General features: G+C 70.1%; 11 protein-coding genes. 6 read left to right on the forward strand and 5 right to left on the reverse strand.

Going from position 1 to position 11225, the window contains the following annotated elements; translation table 11 throughout:
* Positions 1 to 555 (reverse strand): IclR family transcriptional regulator (locus Q2100_RS25625; RefSeq protein ID WP_302916328.1); only part of this gene is annotated, 555 nt, incomplete at its 3' end.
* A gap of 87 nt (positions 556 to 642) precedes the next feature.
* Between Q2100_RS25625 and leuC the strand changes: the two genes are divergently transcribed.
* The 3 genes from leuC to Q2100_RS25640 all read left to right on the forward strand — a co-directional run bounded on the left by leuC (position 643) and on the right by Q2100_RS25640 (position 3538).
* Positions 643 to 2073: a 3-isopropylmalate dehydratase large subunit gene (leuC, locus tag Q2100_RS25630; protein WP_302916329.1), complete on the forward strand. Its 1431-nt coding sequence runs from the start codon at positions 643 to 645 to the stop codon at positions 2071 to 2073.
* Entirely contained in the window at positions 2073 to 2666 is a 594-nt protein-coding gene (leuD, locus tag Q2100_RS25635; protein WP_302916330.1) for a 3-isopropylmalate dehydratase small subunit, read from the forward strand. The genes leuC and leuD overlap by 1 nt, the downstream gene beginning before the upstream one ends.
* 203 nt (positions 2667 to 2869) lie before the next feature.
* Positions 2870 to 3538, forward strand: a complete 669-nt coding sequence (locus tag Q2100_RS25640; RefSeq protein ID WP_264011935.1) for an HU family DNA-binding protein — start codon at positions 2870 to 2872, stop codon at positions 3536 to 3538.
* An 84-nt stretch (positions 3539 to 3622) separates the two neighbouring features.
* Here the strand turns inward: Q2100_RS25640 and mutT1 are convergent, their stop codons facing one another.
* From mutT1 to cofC, 3 genes are all read right to left on the reverse strand, one after another.
* The gene (gene mutT1, locus Q2100_RS25645; RefSeq protein WP_302916331.1) at positions 3623 to 4549 is read right to left on the reverse strand and encodes an 8-oxo-(d)GTP phosphatase MutT1; all 927 of its coding nucleotides are present in this window, start codon (positions 4547 to 4549) and stop codon (positions 3623 to 3625) included.
* 52 nt (positions 4550 to 4601) lie between these two features.
* Positions 4602 to 6800: an RNA degradosome polyphosphate kinase gene (locus Q2100_RS25650; RefSeq protein WP_264011934.1), complete on the reverse strand. Its 2199-nt coding sequence runs from the start codon at positions 6798 to 6800 to the stop codon at positions 4602 to 4604.
* A gap of 65 nt (positions 6801 to 6865) precedes the next feature.
* Positions 6866 to 7510, reverse strand: a complete 645-nt coding sequence (gene cofC / locus Q2100_RS25655) for a 2-phospho-L-lactate guanylyltransferase (protein WP_407667692.1) — start codon at positions 7508 to 7510, stop codon at positions 6866 to 6868.
* Positions 7511 to 7594: 84 nt separating this feature from the next.
* Between cofC and Q2100_RS25660 the strand changes: the two genes are divergently transcribed.
* From Q2100_RS25660 to Q2100_RS25670, 3 genes are all read left to right on the forward strand, one after another.
* Entirely contained in the window at positions 7595 to 8593 is a 999-nt protein-coding gene (locus Q2100_RS25660; RefSeq protein ID WP_302916333.1) for an NAD(P)H-dependent glycerol-3-phosphate dehydrogenase, read from the forward strand.
* Positions 8594 to 8598: 5 nt separating this feature from the next.
* Positions 8599 to 9702 carry a cystathionine gamma-lyase gene (locus tag Q2100_RS25665; protein ID WP_264012243.1) on the forward strand — a complete coding sequence of 368 codons (1104 nt, stop codon included), beginning with the start codon at positions 8599 to 8601 and terminating at the stop codon, positions 9700 to 9702.
* 61 nt (positions 9703 to 9763) lie between these two features.
* Positions 9764 to 10894: a D-alanine--D-alanine ligase family protein gene (locus tag Q2100_RS25670; RefSeq protein ID WP_302916334.1), complete on the forward strand. Its 1131-nt coding sequence runs from the start codon at positions 9764 to 9766 to the stop codon at positions 10892 to 10894.
* On the opposite strand, the gene Q2100_RS25675 is transcribed toward Q2100_RS25670, so the two are convergent.
* On the reverse strand, positions 10891 to 11225 hold a 335-nt coding region (locus tag Q2100_RS25675; protein WP_302916335.1), incomplete at its 5' end, for a DUF3515 domain-containing protein. The genes Q2100_RS25670 and Q2100_RS25675 overlap by 4 nt on opposite strands.

Genomic DNA, 11225 nt, shown 5'->3' on the forward strand with positions numbered 1-11225 from the left:
GCTCGCCACCCCCGGTTCGCGCTCGGCCGCACTCTGCGCCCAGCCCCGCCTGCGCACCTCGGCCAGGGCGCGGTCGGTGAACTTCGCCTCCGGCAGCACGGCGTGCTGGGTCGCCGCGTCGGCATAGGCCAGCAGCACCTTGGCGCCCGAGCCCGCGGTCATCGACAGCCGGGTGCCCACCGGAACCGTGTCACGCAGGCCCGCAGGCGGCTCCAGCGCCGCCACGCAGATCCGTGCGGTGCCTTCCCGCCGGTACAACTGCACACTCTCACCGGTGATCTCGCGCAGCCGCGGCAACACCACCGCACCAGCGGCCAACAGCGGGTCGTTGACGTGCCCGGCCAGTTCGGTGAGCGCGGGGCCGAGTCGCCAGCGGCCGTCGGCGTCGCGGGCGAGCAGCCGGTGCACCTCGAGGCCGGCCGCGAGGCGGTGCGCCGTTGCGCGCGGCAGCCCGGTGCGGTCGCACAGTTCCGCGAGCCCGCATGGTGACTCGGCCACCGAATGGAGTACGCCCACGGCTTTGTCCAGCACGCCGATACCGCTATCCTGTCTCACAGAGAGATACTAGCGTCCCGCATGTTGAGAAACCAGCCCACGGTGTCACGATCAGGGTGCGGGCGCCACGACGCGAATCGAGATGTGATGGCCAACTCGCAGAAGCCCAGGACCATGGCAGAGAAGGTCTGGGCCGACCACGTCGTCGCCCGCGGCGACGGGGAACCCGACCTGATCTACATCGACCTCCACCTGGTCCACGAGGTCACCAGCCCGCAGGCGTTCGACGGCCTCCGGCTGGCCGGACGCCCGGTGCGCCGGCCCGATCTCACCATCGCCACCGAGGACCACAACGTCCCGACGATCGACATCGACAAGCCGATCGCCGATCCGGTGTCACGCACCCAGGTGGAGACATTGCGGCGCAACTGCGCGGAATTCGGCATCCGGCTGCACCCGATGGGCGATGCCGAACAGGGCATCGTGCACATCATCGGACCGCAGCTCGGCCTGACGCAGCCGGGGATGACGGTGGTCTGCGGCGACAGCCACACCTCGACGCACGGCGCATTCGGCGCGCTGGCCATGGGAATAGGCACATCCGAGGTCGAGCACGTGATGGCCACCCAGACGCTGCCCCTGCGCCCGTTCAAAACGATGGCGGTGAACGTCGACGGCGAACTGCCGCCGGGAGTGAGCGCGAAGGACGTCATCCTCGCGGTGATCGCGAAGATCGGCACCGGCGGCGGACAGGGTCACGTCATCGAATACCGGGGCAGCGCCATCGAGGCGTTGTCGATGGAGGGCCGGATGACCATCTGCAACATGAGCATCGAGGCCGGTGCCCGGGCCGGCATGGTGGGGCCGGACGAGACCACCTTCGAGTTCCTGCGTGGGCGGCCGCACGCCCCCAAGGGCGCCGACTGGGATGCCGCGGTCGCGGCGTGGAGCCAGTTGCGCACCGATCCCGGCGCCGAATTCGATACCGAGGTGCACATCGACGCGGCGGCCCTGAGCCCGTTCGTGACGTGGGGCACCAACCCCGGGCAGGGCATCCCGCTGGCCGGTGCGGTGCCCGATCCCGAGCTGATCGTCGACGAGGGCGAGCGCCAGGCCGCGGAGAAGGCGTTGACCTACATGGACCTTCGCCCGGGCACCGCGATGCGCGACGTCGCGGTCGACACCGTGTTCGTCGGCTCGTGCACCAACGGCCGCATCGAGGATCTGCGGGTGGTCGCCGACGTGCTGAACCGCCGCTCGGTCGCCGACGGGGTGCGGATGCTGATCGTGCCCGGGTCGATGCGGGTGAAGGCGCAGGCCGAATCCGAGGGCCTGGACGCGATCTTCACCGCCGCCGGTGCGGAGTGGCGGCAGGCCGGGTGCTCGATGTGTCTTGGCATGAACCCCGATCAACTCTCACCGGGGCAGCGTTGCGCGTCGACCTCGAACCGCAATTTCGAGGGCAGGCAGGGCAAGGGCGGCCGGACGCACCTCGTCTCACCCGCCGTCGCCGCGGCCACCGCCGTGCGCGGCACGCTGTCCTCTCCCGCCGATCTGACCGACCGAGGAGCCCACTGATGGAAGCCTTCACCGCCCATACCGGGATCGGCGTACCGCTGCGCCGGTCCAACGTCGACACCGACCAGATCATCCCGGCGGTGTATTTGAAGCGGGTCACCCGAACGGGATTCGAGGACGGATTGTTCGCCGCCTGGCGCAACGACCCCTCGTTCGTTCTCAATCTGGCGCCGTTCGACCGGGGTTCCGTATTGGTGGCGGGACCGGATTTCGGCACCGGGTCATCGCGCGAGCACGCGGTCTGGGCGCTCATGGACTACGGGTTCCGGGTGGTTATCTCGTCTAGGTTCGCCGATATCTTCCGCGGAAATGCGGGCAAGGCGGGACTGCTGGCCGCCGAAGTCGCGCAAGACGATGTGGAACTGCTGTGGAAGCTGATCGAGCAGAATCCCGGGCTGGAAATCGGTGTGGACCTTCAAGATCGAACGGTGACCGCCGGAACGGTTGTGGTGCCGTTCAGAATTGACGACTACACCGCCTGGCGACTGCTTTCCGGACTCGACGATATAGGCCTTACGCTGCAGAAACTCGACGAGATCGAGTCCTATGAGCAGCACAGGCCGAACTGGAAACCGAAGACCCTGCCGGCCTGATCGCGGCCCCGCGGCGGGCCGAATTCGCCGCCCTGGAAGGGGTTCTCCGAGCCTCCGGCAGGAGCCCGTGCGCGGCAACCGGATTGCCGAATTATTTGCCAGCGACGATTGAAATTGCGCGTGGCTCTTGGAAATCAGTGGTCAAAGGGTTTACCGTGTCCACTAGTCGGTCCAAGGAGGACCACTGGTCTCGGAGGATTTGAATGAACAAAGCGGAGCTCATCGACGTACTGACCAACAAAATGGGCACCGACCGTAGGCAGGCCACCGCCGCGGTCGAGAACGTCGTCGACACCATCGTGCGCGCAGTGCACAAGGGCGACAGCGTGACCATCACCGGCTTCGGCGTGTTCGAACAGCGCCGCCGCGCCGCCCGTGTCGCGCGCAACCCGCGCACCGGCGAGACGGTGAAGGTGAAGCCCACCTCGGTGCCGGCATTCCGCCCGGGTGCTCAGTTCAAGGCGGTTGTGTCTGGCGCGCAGCGTCTCCCGGCGGACGGCCCTGCCGTCAAGCGCGGCGTGACGGCAGCGCCCGCCAAGCGCGGGGCCGCCAAGAAGGCGCCGGCCCGCAAGGCCGCCACCAAGACTGCAGCCAAGAAGGCGCCCGCGAAGTCCACCGCGGCGAAGAAGACCACCGCCACCAAGGCGCCGGCGAAGTCGACGGCGGCGAAGAAGACCACCGCTGCCAAGAAGGCGCCGGCGAAGTCGACGGCCGCGAAGAAGACCACCCCGGCCAAGAAGGCGCCCGCCGCCAAGAAGGCCGCCACCAAGGCGCCGGCCAAGAAGGCACCGGCCGCCAAGAAGGCCGCCACCAAGGCGCCCGCCAAGAAGTCGGCTGCCAAGAAGGCGCCGGCCAAGAAGGGCCGCAAGTAGATTCCGCCCCGGAAACGACACGGAGGCGCCGCGGGTCGAACCGACCCGCGGCGTTTCCTGCTGTGGACCCCCGTGCGGGCGTTCTCAGCCGGTGACGGCCAGAGGGCTGCCGATGTGGTCCGCCGACACGAGCCGGCCACCGGACAGCGACATCACCCACGTGCTGCCCTTGCGGTTGCGTGACTTGTCCGGCCGCACCCCGTCCTGCTCGCACCACCAGTCGACGAGGTGGGGGATGACCTTGCCCTGCGAGCAGATCACCGGAGTGACACCGCTCTCCCCGGCCTTCGCGACGATGTCGAGGATCCGGCGGCGGGCCGCCTTCTTGTCATCGGAGTAGGCCTCTTCGGTGAGCTCCGGTTCACTGGTCACCGTGGTGCCCAGTTCTTGGGCCAGCGGCTCCAGCGTCTGCAGGCACCGGGTGCGGGCAGCGGCGAACAGTTCGTCCGCACCGAATGCGAGCAACTGGCCGACGAGCGACTCGGCCTGTGCGCGCCCGCGTTCGTCCAGTGGACGCTTGTCGTCGTCGCCCCGGTAGCGCTTCTTGTCGCCTGCCGAGCCGTGCCGGACGACCAGCACGGTCTGGGTGTCGGCAGGCAGTTTCGCGAACCGGCGCAGGACCTTCCGGTCGTGCGGATAGCCCACCCGTTTCATCGCGTCGCCCACCGGCAGCCAGATCAGCTGGTCGACTTCGTCGTTGGGGGCGAATTCGCCGTCGACGCGGCGGGCGGCCCAGTACCTGACCTTCTTGACGCCCTGGTCCACCGGGTAGCTCACCGTGGTCAGCCGGCGGCCGAGGTGCGCGGCGCAGCCCGTCTCCTCCAGAATCTCCCGCACCGCGGTGACCGGTTCGGTCTCACCCGGGTCGACCTTGCCCTTCGGCAGTGACCAGTCGTCGTAGCGCGGGCGGTGGATGACCGCGACCAGTGGCTGTGGGTCGTCGCCGTCGGTGCGCCACAACACCGCACCGGCGGCCAGCACCGCCTTGCCCTTGGGGCTCTTGGTACTCACCTCAACTCCTGCAGTCGGTTCGGGGAGTCACGGCCGAGACGGTGGGCGAGGATCACGGGTGCCGGTGGCGTTCCATCAGCGACACCTGATGGTCGCGTACCGTGCGGCCTTCCTGCGGCGAGGCCGTCCAGCGCCCGTCGGTGCCCAACTCCCAGCACCGGGTGGACGGATCCATCGCCGACTCGAACGTGTCGTTGAGCTGTGCGGCCAGTCGAGGATCCTTCACCTGCGCCATCACCTCCACCCGGCGGTCGAGGTTGCGGTGCATCATGTCGGCGCTGCCGATCCAGAATTCGTCGATGGCCTTGAAGTGGATGATCCGGGAGTGCTCGAGGAACCGGCCGAGAATCGAACGCACCACGATGTTGTCGGAGAATCCCGCCGCACCCGGCCGCAGCGCGCAGATGCCGCGCACCACCACCTCCACCCGCACGCCGGCCTGCGATGCCCGGTACAGCGCGTCGATGACCTGTTCGTCGACCAGGGCGTTGGCCTTCAGCCGGATTCGCGCGTCGGCGCCCTCACGGGCCGCGGCCACCTCCCGCTCGATGCGCTCGATGATGCCGCGGCGCACGCCGTTGGGCGCCACCAACAGGTTGCGGTAGGACACCTTGCGGGAGTAGCCGGTCAGCGAGTTGAACAGATCGGTGAGGTCGGCACCGATGTCCGGAGCCGCCGTGAGCAGGCCGACGTCCTCGTACAGGCGCGAGGTCTTCGGGTTGTAGTTGCCGGTCCCGATGTGGCAGTAGCGCCGGATCGTCGACCCCTCGCGGCGCACGACCAGACACGTTTTGCAGTGCGTCTTGAGCCCGATCAACCCGTAGACGACGTGCACGCCTGCCTGTTCCAGTGCGCGAGCCCACTTGATGTTGGCCTGCTCGTCGAAGCGCGCCTTGATCTCGACGAGCGCGACGACCTGCTTACCGGCCTCTGCGGCGTCGATGAGCGCGCTGACGATCGGCGAGTCGCCCGAGGTCCGATACAGGGTCTGCTTGATCGCCAACACATTCGGGTCGGCGGCGGCCTGCTCGATGAAGCGCTGCACCGTGGTCGAGAACGAGTCGTACGGGTGGTGCACCAGGACGTCGCCGTCGCGCAGCGTGGAGAAGATGCTCTTGGGAGTCTCGCGTTCGCCGAACGCCGGCGGAGTGGCGGGGACGAACGGGGGATCCTTGAGCTCCGGTCGGTCGACGCCGTACACCTGCCACAGCGCGGACAGGTCGAGCAGACCCGGCACTTCGATGACGTCACCGGGATGAACGTCGAGTTCGCGCAGCAACAACTCGAGCATGTTCTCGGTCATGTCGCCGGCTATCTCGAGACGCACGGGCGACCCGAACCGGCGGCGGGCCAACTCGCGTTCGAGGGCCTGCAGCAGATCCTCGTCGCGGTCCTCCTCGACCTCGAAGTCGGCATTGCGCGTGATCCGGAAGGCGTGGTGCTCCACGATCTCCAGGCCGGGGAACAGGACGTCGAGGAACGCCGAGATCAGTTCCTCCATCGGAAGGAATCGGACACCGCCGCCGTCATCGTCGCGCGCCCGCAGTTCCACGAAGCGGTCTACGTTGTCGGGCACCTTGATTCGCGCGAAGTGCTGGGTCCCGTCGTCGGGAAGCTTGACGGTGATCGCCAGGTTCAGGCTCAGCCCACTCACGAAGGGGAACGGGTGTGCCGGGTCGACCGCGAGCGGCGTGAGGACCGGGAACACCTGCTCGTGGAAGTAGGTCGACAGCCTGTCGCGTTCGTAGTCGTCGAGTTCGCTCCACGTCACGATGACGATGCCCCGCTCGGCGAGAGCGGGGCGCACCTCGTCCATGAAGACCTTCGAATGCCTGCTGGCGATCTGCTGCGTGCGCTCGCCGATGCGCCGCAACTGCTCACGCGGGGAGAGGCCGTCCGCCGACCGAACCGACAGGCCCATCTCATCGCGACGCTTGAGGCCGGCGACGCGCACCATGTAGAACTCGTCGAGGTTCGAGGCGAAGATCGCCAGGAACTTGGCGCGTTCCAGCAGCGGCAGCGACGGGTCCGCGGCCAACGCGAGCACCCTGGCGTTGAAGTCGAGCCAGCTCAGCTCACGGTTGAGATAGCGGTCCTCGGGCAGGGCGGCAGGCTGAGCAGGGTCGGCGACGGGCGACGTCGCCGCCGGCGGCGCATCCGGCGCCGCGGCTGATGCCTGGGCCTCCGGGGCGGTGTCGACCGGCACCCGCTCGGCGTCTTCCGTTCGTGTCTGGGCCTCGGCTTCGGTCATCTGGCCAATCATTCCTCATCCGCGGTTCGTGCGGCCACCGCGGACCTACATTGCTCGCCGGCTGTTCACCTGGTCGGTGGCAGCACGCGGGTGGTCGCCGGACCGACGCCGAGCAACCGTGCGGCCGCCAGATCTTCGGGGGTGTCGATGTCGCACCGCAGGCCCGGCCACCCGCCCGTCAGCTCCACCGCGCCGGAATCGCGGTGGCGCCGAGCGGAATCGGCTCCCAGCCGCGGATCGAGGGGGGCGCCGAAGCCGAAGAGGGCGGCGGTGCCCGTGCCGTGCCGGTCACCCACGAAGCTGCGGGGGTGGGCGCGCGCCGCGGTGATCGCCTCGGCCAGCTCCTGCGATCGCAGTGCCGGCAGATCGCCCTGCAGCACAACGATGTTCGAATGGCCGGCGCGCAGCTCCGCTTCGGCGACCGCGATCGCGTTGTTGAGGGGGTCGGGGTGCCCGTCGGGCGTCGGATCGTCGATCACGTTCGCGCCGAGCGACCGCACAGCATCGGCGGCGGCGGTGTCAGGGGTGACCACGGTGACCGCTGCCACCCGGAGCGCGGCCGCGATGGTGTCCGTCAACATCGCCAGCACCACGCTCTCCCGGCCGGCCGGCGGGAACGCCGAGGCCAGCCGGGTCTTCGCCGCCGCAAGCCGCTTCACGGCGATCACCACCGCGACGTCGGCATCCGCCGCGGTTCGTGTGCCGCTCATGATCGCCATCCTGCCAGGCGCGTTCGCAGATGCCCGGCCACGCCGAAAGCGGGTACGCCCACCGGCCCGCGCTAGGGTGAAGCGGTGGTGAAGGCGGCGGTGATGGGTGCCGGTGCGTGGGGAACAGCCCTGGCGAGAGTCCTGGCGGACGCGGGCAACGACGTCGCGCTGTGGGCCCGCAGGCCCGAACTCGCCGCCGAGATCAACGCCACCCACCGCAACACCTCCTATCTCGGCGAGACCGAGCTGCCGGCCACGATCCGGGCGACCGCCGACCCGGCGGAGGCGCTCGCCGGCGCCTGCACCGTGCTGCTGGCGGTGCCCTCGCAGCGGCTGCGGGAGAACCTGCAGCAGTGGAAGGGGCTGATCGGCGACGACGCGACGCTGGTCAGTCTGGCCAAGGGCATCGAACTCGACACCCTGATGCGGATGAGCCAGGTGATCATCGCCGTCACCGGAGCCGACGCCGGGCGGGTGGCGGTGGTCACCGGGCCGAACCTGGCCAGCGAGATCGCCGCCGAGCAGCCCGCTGCCACCGTCGTCGCCTGCAACGACTCCGGCCGGGCGGTGACGCTGCAGCGCGCGCTGGCCACCGGCTACTTCCGTCCATACACCAACAGCGACGTGATCGGCGCCGAAGTCGGCGGGGCCTGCAAGAACGTCATCGCGTTGGCCACCGGGATGGCCGCCGGTGTGGGGCTCGGCGAGAACACCGTGGCCGCGATCATCACCCGCGGCTTGGCCGAGATCATGCGGCTTGGCATCGCGCTGGGCGCCCAGCCCGCCACGCTGGCCGGGCTCGCCGGCGTCGGCGACCTCGTCGCCACCTGCACCTCACCGCACTCGCGCAACCGCACGTTCGGCGAGCGGCTGGGCCGGGGCGGCACCATGGAGTCCGCGCTGGAGGCGGCGGGCGGACACGTCGCCGAGGGCGTCACCTCGTGCGAGTCGGTGCTCTCGCTGGCCTCGAGCTACGACGTCGAGATGCCGCTCACCGACGCCGTGCACCGGGTGTGCCACCGGGGGCTCAGCGTCGACGAAGCGGTGGCGCTGCTGCTCGGCCGCAGCACCAAGCCGGAGTGACGGCGATGGACGGCGGCTACGGTGACTCCACCCGCAGCGTGAAAGCCGCGGGCGCCGAACCGGTTCCGGGCGCACCCGTGGCGCCGCCGCCCATTCCCGCTGCGGCCTATCACATCCCGGCTGACGAAGACGACACGCTGGACAGCTACGGCCGCCGGTCGAATCCGACGTGGCGCCTCGTGGAGTCGGCGCTCGCCACACTCGAAGGCGCCACCCGCGCGCTGGCATTCTCATCGGGGATGGCGGCGATCACCACCGCGCTCCGGGTGCTCGCCACGCCCGGCAGCACGCTGGTGGTACCCGCCGACGGCTACTACCAGGTGCGCCGGTATGCCACCGAACATCTTGCGCCGCGCGGTATCTCGGTGATCGAGGCGACCTGCGCGCAGATGTGCGAGGCGGCCGCGGGCGCCGACATCGTGCTGGCCGAGACACCGGCCAACCCGACGCTCGACGTCGCCGATCTGCACCGGTTGGCGACGCTGTGCCGCCGCCGTGGGACCACGCTGGTCGTCGACAACACCACCGCCACCCCGCTCGGCCAGCAACCGCTCTCGCTGGGCGCCGACCTCGTGGTGGCCAGCGCCACCAAGGCGCTGTCGGGCCACCACGACCTGCTCGCGGGATACGTCGCAGGCAGCCACCCGGAGCTGATGGCCGCGATCGAACGCGACCGCCTGCTCGCGGGCGCGGTGCTCGGCGCGTTCGAGGCGTGGCTGCTGCTGCGCAGCCTCGGCACCGTCGGCCTGCGCTTCGAGCGGCAGTGCCAGAACGCCCAGGCGCTGGCCATGCTGCTGCGCACCCATCCGGCGGTGCGCATGGTGCGTTACCCGGGGCTGCCCGAGGATCCGTCGCACGAGGTCGCGGCACGCCAGATGCGGCGCTTCGGCGGTGTGGTGTCGGCGGAACTGGCCGACGCCGCCGCCGTCCACCGCCTCGTGCAGCGCAGCGACCTGCTGGTGGGCGCGACCAGTTTCGGCGGCATCCACTCCTCGGTGGACCGCCGGGCCCGCTGGGGAGACCCCGTCGCCGACGGGTTCGCCCGGATCTCGCTCGGCATCGAGGACACCGACGACCTCATCGCTGACATCGACCGCGCGCTGCGGTGAAAGCCCTGGTCAGGTAATCGGATCGTGCGGTGAGCGGGCGGGACGGTAGCCTCTGCAGGTTGTGACTGCTCGCAACCAGCCCGGCTCCGCCGGCCGCACGCGCGTCGCCGTCGTCTACGGCGGCCGCAGTTCCGAGCACGCCATCTCCTGCGTTTCCGCGGGCAGCATCCTGCGCAACCTCGACCCGGAGCGGTTCGAGGTCGTCGCCGTCGGCATCACCCCGGCGGGCTCGTGGGTCCTCACCGACGGCCGCCCCGAGACGCTGGCGATCACCGACGGCCGGCTGCCCGAGGTGAGCGGCGCGTCGGGCATCGAACTGGCGCTGCCCGCCGCACCGGAGCGCAGTGGTCAGCTGGTGTCGCTGAGCCAGGGCGCCGCGGGCGAGATCCTGGCCTCGGTCGATGTGGTGTTCCCCGTCCTGCACGGGCCCTACGGCGAGGACGGCACCATCCAGGGCCTGCTCGAACTCGCCGGGGTGCCCTACGTCGGGGCCGGCGTGCTGGCCAGTGCGGCGGGGATGGACAAGGAGTTCACCAAGAAGCTGCTGATCGCCGACGGCCTGCCGGTCGGCGACCACGTCGTGCTGCGGGCACGCCGGTCGACGCTCGAACTCGAGGAACGGGAGCGGCTCGGGCTGCCGGTGTTCGTCAAACCCGCCCGCGGTGGATCGTCGATCGGCGTCAGCCGGGTCGCGGCCTGGGACGACCTGCCCGCGGCGATCGAACTCGCCCGCCGCCACGACCCGAAGGTGATCGTCGAGGCCGCGGTGCCCGGCCGCGAACTGGAGTGCGGTGTGCTCGAACTGCCCGACGGGCGGGTCGAGGCCAGCACCGTCGGTGAGATCCGGGTCGCCGGGGTGCGTGGCCGCGAGGACGGGTTCTACGACTTCGCCACCAAGTACCTCGAGGACGGCGCCGAACTGGACGTGCCGGCCAAGGTCGACGACGAGATCGCCGATGAGATCCGCCAGCTGGCGATCCGCGCCTTCACCGCCGTGGACTGCCAGGGACTGGCCCGCGTCGACTTCTTCCTCACCGACGACGGCCCGGTGGTCAACGAGATCAACACGATGCCCGGCTTCACCACCATCTCGATGTACCCGCGGATGTGGGCGGCCAGCGGGCTCGACTATCCGACTCTGCTGGCGGCGATGGTGGACACCGCGCTGGCCAGGGGTACCGGCCTGCGCTAACCGACCGGCGCGGGATCGGCCGGGCGCGCGGGGAGGGTCTCGGTGATCGTCGCCGACATCAGCTGGATCGGCGTCGGCCCCGAACCGGCGGGCAGGGTCAGCGCGACGTAGACCGGTCGGTCGACGGCGTACCAGGTGCTGCGCGCGCCGTCGCCCGGCTGTCCGCCGCCCGTGTCTGCCTCGCCCACCCCTGCTTCGCCCGCCCGCGCCTCGCCCACCCGGAACCATGCCACGGCGTCCACCATCTGCAGCGGTGCCCCGACGACGAACTCGGCTGGGCGGTCCAGCCCGCACCGCAGCACCACCGGCTCGGCGCCGGGCTCGGCCCGCC

It is taken from the genome of Mycolicibacterium arseniciresistens (assembly GCF_030519285.1).
Classification (GTDB): Bacteria; Actinomycetota; Actinomycetes; order Mycobacteriales; family Mycobacteriaceae; genus Mycobacterium; species Mycobacterium arseniciresistens.

Coding starts and splice junctions, on each gene's coding strand:
- Q2100_RS25640 (WP_264011935.1), top strand. CDS start 2,870: ATGAACAAAGCGGAGCTCATCGACGTACTGACCAACAAAATGGGCACC.
- leuC (WP_302916329.1), top strand. CDS start 643: ATGGCCAACTCGCAGAAGCCCAGGACCATGGCAGAGAAGGTCTGGGCC.
- Q2100_RS25665 (WP_264012243.1), top strand. CDS start 8,599: ATGGACGGCGGCTACGGTGACTCCACCCGCAGCGTGAAAGCCGCGGGC.
- cofC (WP_407667692.1), bottom strand. CDS start 7,510: ATGAGCGGCACACGAACCGCGGCGGATGCCGACGTCGCGGTGGTGATC.
- Q2100_RS25650 (WP_264011934.1), bottom strand. CDS start 6,800: ATGACCGAAGCCGAGGCCCAGACACGAACGGAAGACGCCGAGCGGGTG.
- leuD (WP_302916330.1), top strand. CDS start 2,073: ATGGAAGCCTTCACCGCCCATACCGGGATCGGCGTACCGCTGCGCCGG.